At 57.3% G+C, this 20,692-nt stretch carries 17 protein-coding genes; 16 read left to right on the forward strand and 1 reads right to left on the reverse strand.

The features are described from left to right. From ACM43_RS14755 to ACM43_RS14825, 15 genes are all read left to right on the forward strand, one after another. Positions 1-885: DUF4082 domain-containing protein (locus ACM43_RS14755; protein WP_271540790.1), on the forward strand; the 885-nt coding region annotated here is incomplete at its 5' end. Between the two features lie 10 nt (positions 886-895). Continuing rightward, on the forward strand, positions 896-1,216 hold the full coding sequence (locus ACM43_RS14760; RefSeq protein WP_128265406.1) for a hypothetical protein: 321 nt from the start codon (positions 896-898) through the stop codon (positions 1,214-1,216). Beyond that, positions 1,194-3,413, forward strand: coding sequence for a peptidase domain-containing ABC transporter (locus tag ACM43_RS14765; protein WP_271540791.1), 2,220 nt, complete (start codon positions 1,194-1,196; stop codon positions 3,411-3,413). The genes ACM43_RS14760 and ACM43_RS14765 overlap by 23 nt, the downstream gene beginning before the upstream one ends. Beyond that, positions 3,410-4,837 carry an HlyD family type I secretion periplasmic adaptor subunit gene (locus ACM43_RS14770; RefSeq protein ID WP_271540792.1) on the forward strand — a complete coding sequence of 476 codons (1,428 nt, stop codon included), beginning with the start codon at positions 3,410-3,412 and terminating at the stop codon, positions 4,835-4,837. Before ACM43_RS14765 ends, ACM43_RS14770 begins: the two co-directional genes overlap by 4 nt. 689 nt (positions 4,838-5,526) lie before the next feature. Next, positions 5,527-6,039, forward strand: a complete 513-nt coding sequence (locus ACM43_RS14775) for a glycosyltransferase (RefSeq protein WP_271540793.1) — start codon at positions 5,527-5,529, stop codon at positions 6,037-6,039. A 284-nt stretch (positions 6,040-6,323) separates the two neighbouring features. Beyond that, positions 6,324-7,388, forward strand: a complete 1,065-nt coding sequence (locus tag ACM43_RS14780) for a Gfo/Idh/MocA family protein (RefSeq protein WP_271540854.1) — start codon at positions 6,324-6,326, stop codon at positions 7,386-7,388. Between the two features lie 48 nt (positions 7,389-7,436). After that, positions 7,437-8,909 carry a lipopolysaccharide biosynthesis protein gene (locus tag ACM43_RS14785; RefSeq protein ID WP_271540794.1) on the forward strand — a complete coding sequence of 491 codons (1,473 nt, stop codon included), beginning with the start codon at positions 7,437-7,439 and terminating at the stop codon, positions 8,907-8,909. A gap of 14 nt (positions 8,910-8,923) precedes the next feature. Further along, a complete protein-coding gene (locus ACM43_RS14790; RefSeq protein WP_271540795.1) occupies positions 8,924-9,451 on the forward strand; it encodes an acyltransferase in 528 nt (175 codons plus the stop codon). A 90-nt stretch (positions 9,452-9,541) separates the two neighbouring features. Continuing rightward, the gene (locus ACM43_RS14795; protein ID WP_271540796.1) at positions 9,542-10,714 is read left to right on the forward strand and encodes a DegT/DnrJ/EryC1/StrS family aminotransferase; all 1,173 of its coding nucleotides are present in this window, start codon (positions 9,542-9,544) and stop codon (positions 10,712-10,714) included. 5 nt (positions 10,715-10,719) lie between these two features. Further along, the gene (locus tag ACM43_RS14800; RefSeq protein WP_271540856.1) at positions 10,720-11,712 is read left to right on the forward strand and encodes an NAD-dependent epimerase/dehydratase family protein; all 993 of its coding nucleotides are present in this window, start codon (positions 10,720-10,722) and stop codon (positions 11,710-11,712) included. Positions 11,713-11,988: 276 nt separating this feature from the next. Then, positions 11,989-12,846: a glycosyltransferase gene (locus ACM43_RS14805; RefSeq protein ID WP_271540797.1), complete on the forward strand. Its 858-nt coding sequence runs from the start codon at positions 11,989-11,991 to the stop codon at positions 12,844-12,846. A 170-nt stretch (positions 12,847-13,016) separates the two neighbouring features. Next, positions 13,017-13,532 carry a UDP-N-acetylglucosamine--LPS N-acetylglucosamine transferase gene (locus ACM43_RS14810; RefSeq protein WP_271540798.1) on the forward strand — a complete coding sequence of 172 codons (516 nt, stop codon included), beginning with the start codon at positions 13,017-13,019 and terminating at the stop codon, positions 13,530-13,532. A 506-nt stretch (positions 13,533-14,038) separates the two neighbouring features. Further along, on the forward strand, positions 14,039-15,187 hold the full coding sequence (locus tag ACM43_RS14815) for a DegT/DnrJ/EryC1/StrS family aminotransferase (RefSeq protein WP_271540800.1): 1,149 nt from the start codon (positions 14,039-14,041) through the stop codon (positions 15,185-15,187). Positions 15,188-15,302: 115 nt separating this feature from the next. Continuing rightward, positions 15,303-16,460: a glycosyltransferase family 2 protein gene (locus ACM43_RS14820; protein ID WP_109143417.1), complete on the forward strand. Its 1,158-nt coding sequence runs from the start codon at positions 15,303-15,305 to the stop codon at positions 16,458-16,460. After that, complete coding sequence (locus ACM43_RS14825; RefSeq protein WP_271540803.1) at positions 16,461-17,804, forward strand: glycosyltransferase; 1,344 nt, start codon at positions 16,461-16,463, stop codon at positions 17,802-17,804. A gap of 130 nt (positions 17,805-17,934) precedes the next feature. Here the strand turns inward: ACM43_RS14825 and ACM43_RS14830 are convergent, their stop codons facing one another. Continuing rightward, a complete protein-coding gene (locus ACM43_RS14830) occupies positions 17,935-18,831 on the reverse strand; it encodes a class I SAM-dependent methyltransferase (protein ID WP_271540805.1) in 897 nt (298 codons plus the stop codon). A gap of 813 nt (positions 18,832-19,644) precedes the next feature. On the opposite strand from ACM43_RS14830, the gene ACM43_RS14835 reads away from it, so the two are divergent. Beyond that, the gene (locus tag ACM43_RS14835; protein ID WP_271540807.1) at positions 19,645-20,658 is read left to right on the forward strand and encodes a glycosyltransferase family 2 protein; all 1,014 of its coding nucleotides are present in this window, start codon (positions 19,645-19,647) and stop codon (positions 20,656-20,658) included. Positions 20,659-20,692: the final 34 nt, after the last annotated feature.

The following is a 20,692-nucleotide window of genomic DNA, read 5'->3' on the forward strand; positions in this document are numbered from 1 at the left end:
ACCTACGGCGCCGGCAATCTGTTCCCGACCAGCACGTACAACGCCAGCAATTACTGGGTCGACGTCGTCTTCAACGGAACCAGCGGCAGCAACCAGCAGCCGGTGGCTACGACTGACAGCGGCTTCCACGCCACTCAAGGCGTCCCTTTTACTATCGACGGGGCGGCACTGCTTGCCAACGATACCGATCCGAACGCAGACGCTCTGACGATCACTGGCGTGAGCGGTGCCGCCAATGGGACCGCCAGCTTCAACGCCCAGAACAATTCGGTAACGTTTACGTCAGCGAGCGGCTTTACCGGGCCGACTTCTTTCGACTACTCCATCTCAGACGGCCGGGGCGGCACTGCAAGCGCCTCCGTCAACGTGACGGTGCATGCCCCATCGTCCAACGTCGTTAGCCTGTTCAGCTCCAATCCCACGCCGAGTGTTGTATCGGCCAACGATGGCCAGGCGATCGAGGTTGGTATGAAATTCCAGGCCTCCGCCCCAGGTGATATCATCGGGCTACGTTTCTACAAGGGACCGTCCAACACGGGTACGCACGTTGCCGATCTGTGGAGCAGTACCGGCTCGCTTCTGGCGACGGCCACGTTCACCAACGAAACGGCGAGTGGCTGGCAGCAGGTCAACTTCAGCACTCCGGTGACGATCGCGGCGGGGACCACGTATATTGCGTCTTACCACAGTGCGGGAGGCTATTCTGCGGATCCAAACCTCTTCGCCAGCTCCCTCACGAGTGGACCGCTAACGGCTCCGTCGTCGTCGTCGAGCGGCGGCAACGGCGTTTACGCGTATGGGACCGACAGTTTGTTCCCGACGAGCAGTTTCAACGCGACGAGTTACGCCGTAGACGTTCTATTCAGACCTCAGCTAGCAGCATAGGAGACGTAAGATGCACGCCGAACTTTATACCGATGGTATCGAAGAAATTACCGTCAGCGGAACCATCGTCCGCGTCGATCTGGTCAGTCTTTCACCGACGGAGCGTGACGCCAACAACGCCCCGAAGCGCGTATTTTCTCAGCGGCTGATCTTTTCGGTCGAATCTTTCGCCAACTCGGTCGACGTGATGCAGAAGGCGCTTCAGGGCCTGGTTGATGCGGGCGTGGTCCGGCGGAACCAGCCGGCTCAATCGCACAACGGTGCGTCGGGAGTACGTGATGCGCTGGCGCCCAACACACGGTCTCTGAATGTCTCTTCGAATTTCCGCTGACATCGATGCCGCTGGCGGCGCGAAGGACCGGGTTGCGGACGCGCCCGCGCCCGGATTGTCGACCCAGACGGCATTGGAATGCCTGTCCAAGGTTTCCAGTCACCATGGCATAGATCTGCCGGTCGAACGCTTGAAGCATGCGTATGCGGTAGCCGACCCGCTCTCGTTGAATCTCCTGCTGCGCATGGCGAAGGATGCAGGCCTGCGCGCGAAGAGCACGAAGCTGGATTGGGGCGCGCTGATTCATCTTGGAGAGGCCTATCCGGCGCTGGCGAGGCTCGCCAATGGCAACTGGATCGCTGTCCTTGGCGCGGGACGGCGAACTGATGGCACCGAGGTCGTCAGCATCTTCGACCCGCTCGCCGATCGCAAGCACGAGGTCTTGGTTGTCCAGCGCGATCGATTCTGTGCGCAGTGGGCCGGTGACACGATCCTGATCAAGCGCGAGCAGTTGACACAGGATGGTCGAGCGAGTTTCGGCCTCCGGTGGTTTGTGCCGGAACTGCTTCTTCAATGGCGGCTGCTCAGGGATGTCGCCATTGCCGCCATCCTGCTCTATGCGTTGGGCCTCGTCATCCCGATATTTTTCCAGCTCGTCATCGACAAGGTTTTGGTTCACGAAAGCTTCACCACTCTGTACGTACTCGCGGCAGGAGCGGCCGTAGCGCTCGTCTTTGACGCGATATTCGGCTTTCTGCGGCGCTACTTGTTGCTATATGCGACCAACAGGGTCGACATTCGCGTCGCTACGAAGACGTTCGGTCATCTCCTCGGGCTGCCGGTTACGTTTTTCGAGCACATGGCCGCCGGGGTCCTGGTCAAGCACATGCAGCAGGCGGCGAGGATCCGTGAGTTTCTGACCGGGCGCTTGTTTCTGACGACCCTCGATGCGCTTTCGCTATTCGTCTTCCTGCCGGTCCTTGCGCTTTATAGCGTCAAATTGACTTTGATGGTCCTGGCCTTCACCGCCGCGAGCGGCGCCGTCGTCGGCCTGCTTATGGGTCCATTTCGACGACGACTGTACGATCTATATCAAGCGGAAGGTGCGCGGCAGGCTCTCCTCGTCGAAACAGTTCACGGCATGCGCACCGTGAAATCGCTGGGAATGGAGCCAGCGCAGAGCAGGGTTTGGGATAGCCGCTGCGCGCAGTCCGTGACCATGCGATTTGGTGTCGAGAAGATCTCCGCAGGCGCCCAGGCGCTTACCGGATTTCTCGAGAAGATGATGACGCTCGGAATCATCTCCGTCGGGGCACTCGATGTCTTCGCCGGCGAAATGACAATCGGCGCGTTGGTCGCCTTCAATATGCTGGCCGGCAGGGTCTCCGGACCGCTGGTCCAGCTCGTGACCATGGTGCACGAATACCAGGAAGTGGCTCTTGCCGTGAAAATGCTCGGCGAGGTGATGAATCAGAGGCCTGAGCGCGACGGTCGGAAAGATGGGCTGCGCCCCGACCTTGCCGGCAAAATCGAGTTCGAAAGTGTCTCTTTTCGCTACGGATCCGAGGGATCGCCGGCGCTTGATGATGTCTCCTTCACCGTCGAGCCGGGATCGATCTTCGGAATCGTGGGACGGAGCGGCTCAGGCAAGACGACTCTCACCAGGCTGATTTCGGGCATGTATCCGGTGCAGCAGGGGCTGCTGCGCATCGACGGATATGACTCGAGGGAGCTCGACCTCGCGCATCTGCGCCGAAACCTTGGGATCGTCTTGCAAGACAATTTCCTGTTTCGCGGGACGATTCGCGACAATATCGCCTGCGTGAAGCGTGATGCCACCTTTGCCGAGGTTGTCGCTGCAGCGCAGCTCGCAGGCGCCGATGAGTTCATCGAACGGTTGCCGCGTGGCTTCGACACCATGCTTGAGGAGGATGCCTCGAACCTGTCCGGCGGGCAGAAGCAGCGGCTCGCGATTGCGAGAGCTCTGATCGTCAATCCAAGGATCTTGATTTTCGATGAAGCGACGAGTGCCCTCGATGCCGAAAGCGAAATGATCATCAGGCGCAATCTCCGCCGTTTGGCGGCAGGACGTACCGTTATCGTCGTTTCGCATCGGTTGTCGATGCTGACCGAAGCAAGCCAGATCCTGGTGATGGACCGCGGCCGAATCGTCGATTTGGATCGCCACGACCACCTGCTATCGAAATGCACCATCTACAGGCATTTGTGGAATCAACAGATGAAGCAGATTGCATGAGGGAGACAGGGCCATCACGCGCGGATGTGAAGCCGAACGGACTTGTTCCGGCCAGATCTGTCGAGCGCCGCCGCAAGCTATTCAGGCCAGGACCGAGGCGAGCGCCAGTCATCGCCGAATTCCAGTCCGATGCGACCGAACTCGAGCAGCAAGCGCCACCGCGGCTCGCGCGTTTCACCCTCTACAGCGTACTTGCACTGATTGCTTTCGCGGTCATCTGGGCTTCCGTTTCGCAGGTGGAGATGATCGTCACGGCGCAGGGAAAACTCACCACGACGCGTCCCAACCTGGTCGTGCAGCCGTTGGAAACGTCGGTCATACGCGAGATCCACGTCAAGGCCGGTGATCGCGTCAACCGCGGCGACGTTCTGGCGACCCTCGATCCGACGTTCTCGCAGGCGGATTTCGACCAACTGCGCGGCAGAGTGGCTGGATTCGATGCGTCGATCGATCGTCTGAGCGCTGAATTGAATGGAATCGAGTATACCGCCAAAGAGCTGACGAATGCGGATCAGATCCTGCAAGGCAAGTTGTTCCTGCAGAGGAGAGTCGCCTACGAGGCGCAGATCCAGAACTACGACGCACAGATCGCTTCCGCGCAAGCCAATCTCAAGACAGCACAGAATGAAGAGGCGGTTCTCCTTCAGCGGCTCGACACGATGCGTTCGATTGAAGCGATGCGAACCACGCTGATGGATAAGGAGGTCGGTTCGAGGCTGAACTTCCTACTGTCTCGCGATGCACGACTCGAGGTCGAAAGCAATCTGGCGCGTGTTCGCGGCAGTATCGCCGATAGTACCCATCGGCTGGAGAAGGCCCGCGCCGACCGAAAAGTATTCGCCGAGGAGTTGCGTCGCACCACTTATCAGGAACTGGTGGAGACGTTGCCGAAGCGCAATAGCGCAGCAGAGGAGTTGAAGAAGGCCGAGCTCCGTCGACAGTTGATCGTACTGCAGGCGCCGGCAGATGCCGTGGTGCTGGATATCGCGAACCGGACAGTCGGCTCGGTTGTTCGCGAAGCCGAAACGCTGTTTGTGCTGGTTCCGCGCGACGTGCCGCTTCAGGCGGAGGTCAACGTCGAGGGGCGGGATATCGGTCAGGTGGCGCTCGGACAGTCGGTTCGGATCAAGTTCGAAGCGTTTCCGTTCCAGAAGTATGGAACCGCAACGGGAGAAGTCCGCGTCATCAGTCAGGATACGTTCTCGCCGGATACGAAGGCCGAAGGTGCGCGCCGCGCGCCAGCTCCCTATTACCGCGTACTGGTCGATTTATCGGACACGCACCTTCGGCTGCCGGCTGAACGCATTCAACTGATTCCGGGTATGGCGGTGACGGCCGAACTGAAAGTCGGCAAGCGCACCGTGATCTCTTACTTCCTCTACCCATTGCTGCGCGGATTGGATGAAAGCATCCGGGAATACTAGGCAATTCAGCGTAGATGCCGGCCGCCGGTCGCACGTCCATCGTCTGGATGGATGTTCCTCGCCCAATAAAATCCCTCGCACAGAAGCGTGATCTCCAAACGCTCAATGTGTTGCTTGTCTGTCTACCCGCCGCCTGAGAGCACCGGCCTTAGCAATACTTCGTCCAACGTCCCTCAGCTGGACTCCACTTCAGGAGTCGAAGCATGCCTTCGGGGTGGCGTTACAGGCAATTGTCGAAGAATGCTGCGCGCGCGTCGGGAGCGCGTGGTCGGAACTTGCATCGAACCGACGGAGCGAGTCGCGGCGGCTGCGGCAAGAGCGCCGCACGCTGTCCAGGCTAGATTTAAAATTATTATTATTTATCTTCTTGAAAATAGCCTCTCGCGCGGTATTATAAAATAATAATTAAACTGAAATTCAATTGAATGAAACAGTTTTCTGCGAGGCTGCGGTGCGTGCGTGGATGGTGCGATGGTCCTTCGATACTCAAGGTATGGCCGGCACGGTCGATCTCGCGAGCGCGGTTGTGGGCTGGCCGGCGTACGACATCTTCGCAGGCGCAGAGGGCGTCGCCTCGTATGTAGTTCGACCGCGAATGGCGGGACCGCATTTGTCAGGAGCCAAGGCGCGTGTGGTGGAGGTACGTCTCCTCGTTCGCATGTCAAACGCATCTATGAAGGATCCGCGTTATGATCTTCGTAACAGTCGGTACGCAAGTGCAATTCGACCGTCTGATCCGAACGGTCGACGAATGGGCCGGTGCACACGCAGGAAGCGATGTTTTCGCTCAGATCGGGCCATCAAACTATCCATTCAGGCACATCCGTACCGAACGATTCATTGACCCAAGTCGATTCAAAAGTTGCGTCGAGGCGGCAAGCGTGGTGATCGCTCATGCAGGCATGGGCTCCATTATCACCGCCCTCGAGCTCGGAAAACGAATCATTGTCATGCCACGTCGTGCGTGCCTGGGTGAACACCGAAACGATCATCAGATCGCAACGGCAAAACAGTTCGCTGCGCAAGGCCGTATCGAAGTCGCTTTCGAAGAACGGGAATTAACGGAGAAATTGGATCAATTGGACATCGTCAATCGATGCGAACGCCTCGGTGGTGAAGCATCGCCGCAGCTGATCATGGCAATTCGGACTTTCATCGAAACGGGACATGTTCGTTCCGGACCTAACAGCGCTTCAGCTTAGGCGGTGGATATGAAGTTACAATACGGCCGAGCTTCTTCTCCTCTCCAGTCGTGCCGTAACGATGACGGAGACCTCCGCCTAAGCCAGCAACGAAGATTGCCAGAAAAAGCGCACAGCCATGCTCGGCGTCGCCATGGCAACCGTGAGCTGGAATGTCCTAGACACACTGAGCGTCTGTCCGCGTTCATTTGGCCGCGTAGGCCACCGGTGTGGCCATCGCCAGGACTATCGAACTAACCAAGCAAGTTGAAAACCTCACGCGAGTTTTGATCACTGGTGCAATTATGTCGAGCGATACAGTTGGAATTGGGGTTATCGGATACGGCTATTGGGGACCGAACCTGGTCCGCAATTTCGCTGCTCATCCTTCGGTACGTCTAATCGGCATAAGCGACCTTGATCCGGAGAAGCTCGCGACCAGCAAGCGTCTCTATCCGGGAGCGATAACGACGTCCTGTTACGACGAACTGTTCAAGAACCCGGCCATCGATGCCGTGGCCATCGCTACGCCGGTTCATACACATTATGAATTGGCGCTATCCGCGCTCAAGGCAGGAAAGCACGTTCTGGTTGAAAAGCCGCTGGCACAGAATTCAGATTTGGCCCGACGCCTGATCGATGAGGCGGCTCGGCGCGGTCTGATATTGAGCGTGGATCACACTTTCGTCTATACGCCAGCCGTGCGGAAAATCCGCGAGCTCTTGCTTAAGAAAGAGCTCGGTGAAGTCTATTACTACGACAGCACGCGGGCCAGCCTTGGCCTGTTCCAGAGCGACGTCAATGTGATCTGGGACTTAGCGGTGCACGACATTTCGATTATCCACCATATCTTGGATGAGAAGCCTGTTGCAGTTTCGGCGACGGGATCGTGCCATGTGGCCGGCTCGCCGGAAAACATGGCCCATATCACATTGTTCTTCGATAGCGCATGCGTTGCCCATATCAGCGTCAACTGGCTCTCGCCAATCAAGGTCCGCCAGACGTTCATTGGAGGCAGCAAGAAGATGATCGTCTATGACGACCTTGAACCGACGGAAAAGATCAAGGTGTATGACAAGGGTATCACCGTGGACGGCCCCTCCGACCACGCCCATCAATTCCGGATCGGTTATCGGGCTGGCGATATGTGGGCCCCCCACGTCGCCCCTAAGGAAGCGCTGCAGGTCGAGGTCGAGCATTTCGTCGCTTGTGTGCGCAATGGGACGCCATCGATCTCGAGCGGCATGTCCGGACTGCGGGTGATCGAGGTCCTGGAGGCTGCATCTCGGTCGATCGCCGAACACGGCAAGCCAGTCCTACTGAAGCGGCAGGAGTACAGGAGTCCGGATCGTGCGACGGCGACGGTCTGAAGCATTGGCAGGCGACACGCTATCCGCGAACAGCGCGACGGTCTCGCGATGAATTCGGTAGAACGTTCCATCCTGTTTTCAGCGGCCGATCGCTATGGCAGCCTTATCCTGGTCTTCGTTGCCACCGCTATCCTCGCTCGTCTGCTTTCGCCGGCAGAATTCGGGGTCTACGCAGTCGTCACTGCCATCACGACGGTGATTGGCGCATCCTTTTTTGAGTTCGGGGGCGGAAACTACCTGATTCAGAAGCGTGAATTATCCACGGCGGACGTTCGCTCCGCGTTCACCATCACGCTCGGAATATCGGTAGCAATTGCGCTTCTGCTGTTCGTGCTTGCGAGCCCGCTCTCGGAGCTCTTCGCCCAGGACAGTCTCAGAAAGGGCATACAGGTGTCAGCGCTGAATTTCGTTCTAGTCCCGTTTCACGGAACCATATCTGCTCTGCTCCGCCGCGACATGAAATTCGGCACGCTGGCCGTGTGCAACCTGGCAACCGGGGCGGCGACTGCGCTCACATCGATCGTGCTTGCGATGGCGGGATTCAGCTACATGGCGCCGATCTGGGGCGGATTGGCGGGGAGCATTGTATTCACCGTGATGCTGCTAACCAATCATCGTGACTGGGGCGCGTTGCGTCCATCGCTGCTCGGGCATCGCGAGGTAGTCAACTTCGGTCTTTACTCCAGCGCGGTCAGCGTCATCAATCTCATCTACAATCTGGCGCCGCAGCTGCTGCTCGCCAAGATCCTGGATTTTGGATCTGTCGGTCTGTACACCCGGGCTACCAATCTGACACAAATGTTCGACCGGCTCGTCGCGCAGGCTCTAAGTCCTGTCATCATGCCGGCGATTGTCGCACAACGCAGGGCAGGGGCGGATCTGAAGGCCGTCTATCTCGAGGCCGTTGAACTCCTTTCGGCTGTGCAGTGGCCGTTCTTGATTTTTGTCGCGCTCATGGCTCGGCCGATCGTTCTGATTTGGCTCGGGCAGACGTGGCTGGAAATAGTTCCTTTGGTCCGCATTCTCTGCATTGCAAATCTCGCGCTATTCGCGGCTTGCCTTACCTATCCCGTGTTCCTCGCGGTCGGAAGCGTGCGCGACGCCTTGGTGTCTTCGCTCATCTCGCTACCACCTTCGCTTCTGGTGGTTCTGTGCGCGTCGTTTTTCGGCGTAGAGGCTGTCGCAAGCGCGGCCCTCGCAACACTGCCGTTCCAGGCAGCCGTGGTGATATATTTCGTCAAACGTCATCTGGCCTTCAGTTCAGGGGAGTTTTTCCGCGCCTCTCTGAAGAGCGGCCTGGTGACGTTCACTATGGCCCCCGGTGTACTGGCTTGCGCCGCGTTGATCGAAGTGGGCATGCTAACTTCCCTGACCGGCCTGATACTCTCGTTCCCCATTGCCGGCCTCGGCTGGTGGTGCGGATTGATAATGACCGACCATCCGCTGCTGCATCAGCTTCGCCACCTTGTAGACGGGCTCCTCCGGAGTGCGCCGAGGCTGCGTCGATCACGTCCGGCATAATCTGGAGAACAACCATGCCCATAACGAAGGATGTAAAGCTCGGCCGTGACGTCAGGATATTTCATCCCGAGTTGGTCAACCTGTATGGTTGCACCGTTGGCGACGAGAGCAAAATTGGAACCTTCGTCGAGATTCAGGCGGGGGCAAAGATAGGTGCGCGTTGTAAGATTTCGTCGCATACCTTCGTCTGCGAGGGCGTCACGATCGAAGACGAAGTTTTCGTGGGTCACGGCGTGATGTTCACGAACGACAAATATCCGAAGGCGACAACCGCAAATGGTCGTCCTCAGCTGGCTTCGGACTGGACACTTCAGCGCACTCACGTCGGCAGGAGAGCCTCCATCGGCTCGAACGCGACCATTCTATGCGGCGTGACGATCGGAGAGGGGGCCTCCGTAGGTGCGGGAGCGGTCGTGACAAAGGACATTCCCCCCGGCGCAGTCGTGGCCGGCGTGCCCGCTCGGATTCTGTCCGCTGCTGAAGACGGGGTGCCAAGCGGTCGTAGCTCAGCAGAGTCGCTTCAGAAAGACTATCACCGGTAATATATATTCCGCTTGAATTAACGCTTGATTAAATTTAATAGGTGGATTTAAATGGCCAATATAATCTCGGTCAAATCAAGGCTTTGAATCTTGATACCCTTCCTGGACCTGAAAGCGCAGTACAGCCAGATCAAGCCGGAAATCGACGCCGCAGTGGCGAGGGTCGTCAGTAGCGGGCACTTTGTGCTCGGACCCGAGGTCACAGCCTTCGAGGAACGTTTTGCAGACTATTGCAGGACCACCGCTTGTCGCGCGGTGAACAGTGGCACCTCGGCGCTTCACCTTGCTCTGCTGGCGGCCGGCGTCGGATCCGGTGACGAAGTCATCACGGTCTCCATGACGTTCGTCGCAACAACCGCAGCTATTCTCTACAGCGGCGCCAGGCCGGTATTTGTCGACGTTGACCCGGTAACATGGACGATGGATCCCAGCTTGATCGAAGCTGCGATCACGCCGCGAACCAAGGCGATTCTGCCAGTTCACCTCCACGGGCTGATGGCCGACATGGATCCGATAATGGCCATAGCGCGTCGTCACGGGCTGGTGGTCATTGAGGACGCCGCGCAGGCGCACGGCGCGGAATATCGCGGACGTCGCGCAGGCTCGATCGGCGATCTGGGATGTTTCAGCTTTTATCCGGGCAAGAACCTCGGAGCGTTTGGCGAGGGTGGGGCGGTCGTCACCGACCGGCCTGAATTCGCACGCCGCGTATCCCTGTTGCGGGATTGGGGGCAGGAGGCGAAGTACGACCACGTCATCGCCGGATACAACTATCGCATGGACGAAATCCAGAGTGCGGTACTGAATGTCAAGCTGGACTATATTGAGCATTGGACGGATGCACGTCGGTCGCTGGCTGAGCGATACAATGCACTGCTTTCTGGTCTTCCATTCGCGCGTCCCCAGCCGCCCCAGTACGCCCGCCACGTGTATCACGTCTATGCGGTCAGATCGGAGCGCCGCGACGACGCGCTGAAGCGATTGCGTGATGCCGGGATTGGCGCCGGGATTCACTATCCCGTCCCGGTGCATCTGCAGAGGGCATATGCAGAACTCGGCTATCGGGCCGGTGATCTCCCCGTCACTGAGATGCTCGCGAACGACTTCCTCTCTCTTCCCATCTATCCCGAGCTGCCGCCGGAACGGACGGCCGAGGTTGTCGGAATATTGAGGAGTGGGGCGCTGCAGCCTAGCGCGGCCATCAGCACCCGGTCGGAGCATCCACAAAGCTTCACATGGTCCCACAACAGGAGAGCGTTTTGATCGATATCAAGGGTAAACGCGTTCTGGTCACCGGCGGGGCGGGATTTATCGGCTCCCACATCGTTGATTTGCTCTGCGACGAGGGCTGCATCGAGATTGTTGCCCTCGACAACATGATCAGAGGCCGCCCGGAAAATCTCCGGCGGGCGCTCGGGCGTGGGCCCGTAAGGCTGGTTCACGGCGACATTCGCGATCGCAAGCTGATGGAAGCGTTAGTCAAGGCTGCCGACATCGTCTTTCATCAGGCCGCGCTCCGCATCACTCATTGTGCGGCCGAACCGCGCCTGGCCAAGGAGGTCATGGTGGATGCCACCTACGACCTGCTGGAGCTGTGCATCAAGCACGATATTGAGAAGATCATCGCGGCCTCTTCGGCATCGGTATATGGAATGGCCGAGGAGTTTCCGACGACAGAGCGGCAGAATGCCTACAATAACCGAACCCTCTATGGGGCCGCCAAGGCGTTTAACGAAGGGCTACTGCGGGCTTTCAACGATGCATGCGGCCTCGACTATGTGGCATTCCGGTATTTCAACGTCTATGGCAGCCGGATGGACATCCACGGACGGTACACCGAGGTCTTGATCCGCTGGATGGAGCGGCTGGAAGCCGGATTGCCTCCGGTTATCTTTGGCGACGGCCGTCAGACCATGGATTTCGTCCACGTCCGTGACGTCGCGCGTGCCAACATCCTTGCCGCCAGGGCAAAGATTACCGATGAGGTCTTTAACGTCGGGAGCGGCACTGAAACAAGCCTGACCGAGCTGGCCAAGGTGCTTGCCTCGGTGATGGGGCACCGCGGCCTCACGCCCGAATTCGCGCCGGAGCGCTCGGTCAATCCGGTACCGCGACGGCTGGCCTCGACGGGTAAGGCAGAGCGTTTGCTGGGCTTCCGCACCACGGTATCGCTGGAGCAGGGGCTCGCAGATCTCGTGAAATGGTGGCGATCCGAGCGCGAGCTCGCTTCGGATCATCAGCGGCAGGCGGCGGCATCGTGATTCCGATCGCAGCGGCGCGCCCGGCCGTTCTCTCTGCTTGGGCGTCGGAGCGTTCGAGGGCGAGGCGGAACGCGCGGCCCTGCCATCCGGCTAGGTTAGGTAGAGTCCGCAGACGGGGGTGAGCACGGGTTCGCCCCTGTTGTCGGCTCGGTCGATGCCTGTGCCGCGCCCCCGCAAAGCCATCGCCTGTGAGGCTGAACCACCCCATGAGGCTGATCGAACCTGTGGCAGCCTCAGAGAGGTACGCAAATTTGATCGATCTCGACCGGACCATTCATGATTTCGATCGTCGTCCCAGCCCACAATGAGAGTTCTGTGATCGCACGGACGTTGAGGCAATGGGTTGGCAACCCAGCTTCGGACCAGATCCGTGTGGTCGTCGTCTGCAACGGGTGCTCAGACGACACTGCGAACGTCGCCCGGCGTTTCGGCCCAGCCGTCAATGTTGTGGAATCGAACATCGCAAGGAAGACCCACGCTCTGAACCTTGGCGATCAAATCGCGGACGCTTTTCCGCGGATTTATGTTGATGCCGATATTCTGATTACCGTTGATGCCATTCTGGCTTTGGCAAGACGCCTCGATGAAGGTGACGTTCTGGCGGTTGCGCCTACAGCCGACATCAATCTGGCAGGGTGTTCCTGGCTCGTCCGTAAATACTTCGGAATCCGGTCACGGCTGCCATCTTCGCGGGAAGGTATCGGCGGTTCTGGCGTCTATGCCTTATCTGAGGCGGGACGCAAGCGGTTCGGCCAATTTCCAGACATCACCGCTGATGACACCTTTGTTCGACTTCAGTTCAGACCAGAAGAGCGGGAGACACTGCCCCGCGTTAGGTCCACGGTATTCGCCCCACGCACTCTGCTGCAGCTTATCGCCGTCAGAACTCGTGCCTACAGGGGAACATTCGAGCTCGCCCGGCGCTTTCCTGAATTGCGCGTCAACAAAGGACCGGCGAATGGCCGGGCCCTCATTGCGCTGTTCAAGGAACCTCGCTTATGGGCCGGACTCTTGATTTATTGTGGGGTCAACATTGCTGCTCGCTGTAAGGCTACCCTGGGCTCCCGACGTGGAGCTCATCCTTGGCAGCGCGACGAAACTTCCCGCGCGATGCTACCAGATTCAATCAAATAGGATTGTAGTTGAGTGGCCGCATTGCAGGGAATCGGACGTTGCGGGCATATAAATCACTTGATTATAAATGGCGGCCTGTTAATTTAAATTTAAATATTAAATGCAGGCGTCGAGGACCCGATCCGTTCATGGGAGCTTGCGAGCCTGCAGCGTTCGAGGGAGGCCAGCCCATGCTTCTCAGCCCGGTCTTTCACCGCAAGCCGTTGCTCAAGAACAACACGCCGCGGTCACCCGGCACTCGGCCGAAACTGCTGGCGGTCTCTTCGGGTGGGGGCCATTGGGTGCAGCTGTTGCGAATCAAACCCGCCTTCGAGCATTGCGAAGTCACGTTCGTTACCGTCCACGACTCCTATCAAGCGCAGGTGCCCGACCACAAATTCTACCTTGTCAATGATGCTAACCGGTTGACCAAACTCGCGCTGTTGAAGGCGGCGCGCAGAATGGCCTGGATCGTTTGGAATGAAAGGCCGGACATTGTCGTTTCGACGGGTGCCGCTCCGGGATATTTGGCACTACGGTTTGGACAAATGCTGGGTGCGCGCACTATCTGGCTCGACAGCATCGCCAACATCGAGCAGCTTTCGATGTCGGGCGACCGTATTGGTCATTGCGCCGACCTCTGGCTGACGCAGTGGCCCCATCTGGCGCGACCTGAGGGACCTCATTACACAGGCGCGGTGCTATGAGTTTCCTGGCGGTCGGAATGCCGTCGCAGCTGGACCAGCAGCTCCATGTCTTCGCGCACCGTGATTTCTCGTGACGGCATTGCTTGCATGATTACCTCAAGCTTGAAAGTGGATGATAGTCATGCCTCCTCGAGGGGGACTGGATCGCGGCTGCCCCCGGGCGACCATCTGCGCTGACGCGGTGGTGTCGCGTGACGTTCGGCTAGGCGACCGTAGTGCGTGCGCGTCGGCTGCAAGGAAGGCAGGTTGGCGCCTGAAGCTGCCCCCGACAGTGGCGGACATCTACATTAGATTGATTTATTATCTTTGGGTTAATTGACTTAATATAATAATCTATGACAAATAAATCGCCACACCGCATCGCGCTCCAGGATAGGAATAGTCCTTGATGCCCTTGTCAGGTTTGAAAGCTCAAGATCGTCGGGCCAGTTCTGAGATCGATGTAGCGCCAGGTCCGGGGGCGGGGGTTGGTCTGGGCGGCTCGCCAGCAGGAGGGCGATAATCCCATGATTCCAATCGCATTACCGTTCGTTGCTGAGGAGGAGGCCGACGCAGCTCGCGCAGCTGTACTCTCCGGCTGGGTCTCGCAGGGCCCACAGGTGGCAGCCTTCGAGCGCGATTTTGCGGCCCTGGTTAGTGCGCCTTATGCCTGCGCCGTTTCCAACTGCACAACCGCCCTGCATTTGGCGCTCGTCGCCCTGGAGATTGGGCCTGGCGACGAGGTCATCACGGCCAGCCACTCGTTTATCGCCACGGCCAATTGCATCCGGTATTGCGGCGCGACTCCGGTCTTTGTCGACATCGATCCCGGTACATACAATATCGACCCTAAGCGGGTTGCCGAAGCGATCACTCGGCGCACACGCGCGGTGATCGCCGTCCACCAGATGGGTATGCCCTGCGATCTGACAGCCCTCGCCACGCTGGCCGATCGCCAGGGCATCATCTTGATCGAGGATGCGGCCTGCGCCGCTGGCAGCCAGATCCGAGTGGATGGCGGCTGGGAGCGCGTCGGCAAGCCGCATGGGCGGATCGCATGCTTCTCCTTTCATCCCCGCAAGGTCATCACGACCGGCGAGGGTGGGATGCTCACCACCTCCGATCCGAAGCTCGACCATAAGTTCAGGCTGTTGCGCCAGCATGGCATGAGCGTTCCGGACATCGTGCGGCACGGCTCACAGCAGGTGATCTTCGAGGACTATCTGGTAGTCGGCTACAACTACCGCATGACCGATATACAGGCCGCGGTCGGACGCGAGCAGCTCGAGCGGCTGCCTGCACTGGTATCTCGACGCCGCGCGATCGCGGCCCGCTATCGAGAAATGCTCGGCAATTTCAGAGGCCTGAGACTGCCGATCGAGCCCGAATGGGCGCGGTCCAACTGGCAGAGCTATTGCGTTGGGCTGCCGGACCGCGTCGACCAGCTCAAGATCATGCAAAGCCTGCTCGATCAGGGCATCGCGACTCGACGCGGCATTATGTGCTCGCACCGGGAAGCGCCCTACGCCAAGGACAAGCACCGCCATGATCTGCGGCACTCCGAGTTCGCGCAGGACAATTCGATTCTGTTGCCAATTTACGCGCAGATGAACGAGGAAGATCAGGAGCGGGTCGCCTGCGCGTTGCGAAGGGAGCTCCAAGCCTCTGCATTGTAATAGGCCGCGTTCCTCAAGGCCCAAGACGCCCTGTGCGCTCTTCATGGCGCGTCATCGAGCAAGTTACGGCTTAGGCTCTTCAAAGTGCGGATCCACAATAGGCGAGTTATTCCAAATGCAAAAGCCGCTTGTTAGCTTTGTCGTCCCTTGCTACCGACTGGCTGCTTTCCTGCCAGAATGTGTCGACAGCATCCTCTCGCAGACCTTTGAGGATTTCGAAATCCTCATCATGGATGATTGCTCTCCGGACAACACGGAAGAAGTTGCCAGAACATTCACAGATAGCCGAGTTACCTATGTCAGGAACGAGCAGAATCTGGGAGCGCTCCGGAATTACAACAAGGGAATACTTTTAAGTCGAGGGAAGTACGTTTGGCTTATATCGGCCGATGATCGCTTGCGCCGACCGTACATACTGCAAAGATACGTCGAAACCCTGGAAAATCATCCGGAGGTCGGCCTTGCCTTCTGCCCCGGGGTTAGCCTGAGACGTGGAAAAGAAGGTGCAGTGATAGATTACTCGACCTATGGAGACGTCGATACGATCGTCAGGGGAGAGGAGATCATCAAGCACTCATTGAAAGTAAAAGGAAATGCGATTCTGGCTGCGTCGGTGCTTGTTCGACGTGACTGTTACGAGAAACTGAGCCTCTATCCGGTCGACGTGGTATGGGCCGGAATTCCGGTCGATTTCATATGGGGCGGCGATTGGTACATGTGGCTATTGTTCTCCTTGAACTATCACGTCGCATACTTTGCAGAGCCGATGGTGTGTTACCGTGAACATGAACTCAGTATGACAAACGCCATCACTCAAGAGAAGATCGATATCTGCTGGCACTCCGAGTTGGCCGTCATCACGATGATATCGCAGGCTGCCAAGGAGAAAGGCGCCCTGACAGTATATAAGGCTTGCTTGGGTGCGCTCGCCAACTTCTATGCCAAACATTGTGCCTCAAAACCCTATTCGTGGATGGGGCAGACATCCTGGTCCACTATAGATCTTCAGCAGGTGGAAGCGACACTCGATCGCAGCCCTTATACCGAGCAGGAGAAGGCGTGGATCCGTTCACGCATCATGGTGGCGTTGGCTGAGATCTATTATTCAGAGGGCGATTCTGTATCAGCGAGATCATATTATTTGAAGGGATTGAAGCTGAAGCCTTTCATGCTGCCGGTGTTCTTGAAATTGATTGTTCTTTCATTCGGTGGTCCAGGCCGGCAGGTTCGCGAGTTGCTGCGAACCGCTCGAGAGCATTTGGTGCGAGGCTGATTGAAGGATCAGTTTCCGAGTTTAACCGACTCTTTTGCTGTAAGTTCGATGAAGAAGACCCTAGTGATCAGCGACAGGTTTCCTCTGCCTGAGAAGTTTGGCGCTGACATCAGAACCATGAATCTCGCACGTTACTTTGCCGGCCTTGGGCCCGTCGATATTGCGTATCTCTCGGATTTGCCCTCCAGTCTGCGACAGATGGCAGGAGCGGGGGAACATCTCGAAAAGGATGACGTATTCTCTGGGAAGTATTGTTTACAGAAGCTGGAGTACCCTAGAACCTTGCGGGGACGGTTCGGAATTTCGGTTCGTGGCTTTCCGTATCCCGTTAGAGAGTATAGCAAAGCCTCGATGGAGAAGTTGGTCGCGCTAATAGAGTTTGGCGGCTACGATTTTGTGCTGGTGCGATACCTCCGGAATACCGCCGGCTTTTTTGGATTGTCACAGACGGCGAAAATGAAGGTCATAGTTGATATTGATGACGTCCTGACTCTTTCACTCTATGATACGCTGTTTACTCCGACGAATAATGCCCTAAGGAAACTGTTCCGCGCCATAAACAAGCTGCTTCTGACCTACTATCAAACGCGTTGTGTGACCGGCTTTGGCGCCTGCTTGGTATGTTCCGAGAAGGATAAATCAGATCTGTGGGGTGAAAGGGCCTCTGAAAGTATCTTCGTTGTGCCAAACACGTTGGGGATGCGAAGTTCAGGAAAACTTCCCATGGGGAGCGGGTTCGCCAGGCGACACATTCTGTTGTTCATTGGTGCGCTTCACTATCAGCCTAATGTCAGCGGCTTGCTTTGGTTTTTGGAGAACGTGTATCCGCTCTATAGGAATATGTACCCCGATGCCGTTCTTTTGGTTGTTGGACGTGAGCCATTGCCAGAGGTGATCGAAGCTTGCGCTCGCTCAAAGGGAGTCGAGTTGCATCCCGATGTCCCTGATGTGATCGAGTATTACAAGAAATGTAGAGCGGTTATTGTGCCGTTGCTTGAGGGTAGTGGGACGCGGTTAAAGGTTCTGGAGGCGGCACTCTTGGAGAGGCCCATTATGTCTACAAGGAAAGGTGTAGAAGGGCTGGATGTGGTGTCTGGCGTCCATTTTTTGGAGTTCAGTGATGATCGTAGCTTTTGCGAGGCGTATAGAACCTTAAGCAACGAAACGGTCTATGACGCGCTTGTGGCAAACGCCGAAAGCATGGTTCGAGAAGAATATTCGAACAGCGCTCTTTCTGCTTCAATGAGCAAAGTGGTTGCATATGTCGATGCAAGGAAGGCAAAAGAGTCCTCGCCGAGGTCTCACGCCGCCCCAGGGCAACCTTCCGATGAAGCTTTCAATTAGCTACGAGTTCTCATCGGTCCAAGCGCCCCTACAGTCCGCATGTCGCAGGCTGGCCGATCCCTCAGGCAATCACTCTCATGCCCTTGCACTTCAGGCCTGAGCCTCGGCTCGGACTTACGGTGATCCAGCCCTAGGCAGCGTTCAGCAGGAAAGCGACCTGGTCGCCCTGTTGTTCAATATTCAGCTTTGCCGCTCTCTTGGCAAACCCTCTCATTTCCCGCCGGCTGAACACGTCATTTGGTCTGGATGACGCGAGCGGCTTGGAGCTCCTGTACATTTCGCTCCCCCAGAACTGAAATGCAGTCGAATCGTCAATTGATTGCCTTACGCGCAAACCGCAGCGCTCCGCCAATGCATTCATTCCCTTGCGAGAGGGTATTACAACGTGGCGTGGCGCATCCAGTTGCACCCAGTTCGGGCCGTACGCTCTCCACGCATGCGAGGATGAGGTTGGAATGCGAACCAGAATGCGACCGCCGGGCGCAAGTAGCCTTCTTGCATTGCTAAGACTGTGGTCCGGCTCAGGCACGTGTTCTAGTGAATGATTGAACATGATGAAGTCAAATTCGCCGGACATACTCTGAAGATCCGATTTTTGAATCGTCACGGCACCTGCTGTCGGTTCGACGATGTAGGGATCGACCCCTGTAAGGTTCTTGAACCCTGCCGCAGACATTCTGTAGAGAAGTTTCCCGGACCCGCAGCCTACGTCCAGCACCCGAGAACTGGGATCAATTCCAAAGGATCCGATGACCGCTACGATGGGGTCGTACCTCACAAAGGACGCCAGGGCTCCCAATATGCTTTTGGTGCCAAGCGCGTGCGCGTCCCTGACGGCGGTAATACGCGAATTTCGCGAAGGTTTGGAAAATGAGTAATACCCATCGGGGTAAAGGCAGCTCTCATCGGCTACATCCGATAGGCGCTGGATCGTCCCACAATCACTACATTCCTGGTATTCAAACCGCTCTCTTGTGCCAAACATCATTTCAATGAACACGTGGCGGCGATGTTTGCCGTCAGACAAGCAAGTTTTACAAATCATATCGAGTACCTAGCCACAACGGCGGATCGAATTCCGGCACAGCGATCGGTGCGGCCGTAGAGGTGCAGTGTCCTAACTATGATGCGAGACTGACGAACTTGCTATGCCTTCGGCCGGATCCCTCTGTCCAACTTTTTGATCGGGCTGTCACTTCGCATGCCCCGCCTGTCGTTCTCGCCGGGTCGCGGCCCGCGGGCAATCAAGTGGAACTCCGTTGGTGCCCGGGGTCGAAGCTTCTTGTATTTGTCGTGAATATAATAAACAAATTGAATGTTGTCCAAATTAAATCGTTGACGGCCGCATGTTTTAATCCCAGGAACTCTCTCTGTAGTCAACCGAAGTCCGCATTGCCGGGGGATCAGGCTGCGCCGGCGTGGGCTTCGCCGGCCGCACCCCGTGAATGTGGAGCGTGATCGGGGGTGCGGGGCCGGTACTTCAGTCGAAGCCCCCTGTTATAATATAACCAAAGACGCTTTTGCTGCATTTAATCAGAAGGCGATTGAAATTTAAAATCGATTTAATTATGTTGGGCGGCGAGGGGGCCTTCCGAGGGGCTCCGGGTCTGACAGGCGGTATGCCATGCCTCCCGAGGTGACGCCGAGGTTTATTCTTGAGCGCAGACAAAGCGGTGAGTAGGCGAAGTTTGATGTGCTTGCGGACTGCGTCACCGGCGGAACCCGAGAAAGGCATTCTTGGCTTGTGCGCTGAAGCATTGCAAAAGTCTGGGCCAGCGAACCGGGAGGTCTTGCAGATGGCGCTGGCGTGTCAGGCTCGACTGACCAGGAGCATTTCGTGATGTCCAAGGCACATCCGCCCAAGGCTGGAGGAATGGCCGAAGGCCCCTTGGTTACGGTCGTGATGTGCGTGTACAACGCCGGCAAGTATCTTCGACCGTCGCTATTGAGCATAATTAATCAGACATACAGGAATCTCGATATTCTCATCGTCGACGATGGTAGTTCGGACGGCTGCTTCAGCTCAGTTCAGGATTTGCTGGTAGATGAGCGCGTTCGCGTGATCCATCAAGCGAACTCAGGCAAGCCTGTTGCTGTCAATCGAGCGCTCGATCAGATCCGTGGCGAGTTTTACGCAATTCAAGACGCGGACGACATCAGCTATCCAACAAGAATAGAAAAGCAGGTTCGTGCGCTGCTCAACAGCCCGCATTTGGCTGCCGTATTTTGTGGTAACGAGCTCATCATCAACGAGAGATTCATGGCACCCGTGTTTTCGCCGAAAAGCGAGAGCGACTGCCAGTCCGAGATCAGAGCCTTTCAAATGCCGGCTCTCGATCCCACGGGAATGTTTCGAATGTCGTTGGTTGGCGATATCCGGTTCGAGCCGTCGTTAATGGTTGCCGAGACCTGCGATTACATATGGAGAATCGGGGAGGTGCATCCGATGGTCGTATTGGGGGAGTGCCTCTATGCCTACCGCATTCTTCCCAATTCCCTCAGCCGGCGGGCGCCAACCTGGCGGAAGCAGTTTGAGGTCGATGTCTTCAAGCGAGCATGCGAGCGGCGCGGTTTGCGGTTTGAGCAGGGCTGCGCGGATGCGATGTGCGGCTACAGACGGTCTAACAACAGTTTACTAGACAACAACATCGCCGCCCATTTCATCAAGAGCGTGCTGGATTGGCGTAAGTCGAACCGTCGGTTGTCTGCATTAAAGACGGGTTGGCAATGCGCGTGTTTGCACCCAGCGGATCCGCACTACTATAAGGCGCTGGTTTACGCCTTGATTTCACCCAGCGTAGCGAGCCGCCTGCGTCGTGACTTCCTGGCGACTCCCCTGGAGACGACGAAATGAAGCGCCTCGTAGCGAGGAACCGTCCCTTTGTGCG

It is taken from the genome of Bradyrhizobium sp. CCBAU 45321, from assembly GCF_028128975.1.
In the GTDB taxonomy this organism is placed as follows: Bacteria; Pseudomonadota; Alphaproteobacteria; order Rhizobiales; family Xanthobacteraceae; genus Bradyrhizobium; species Bradyrhizobium yuanmingense.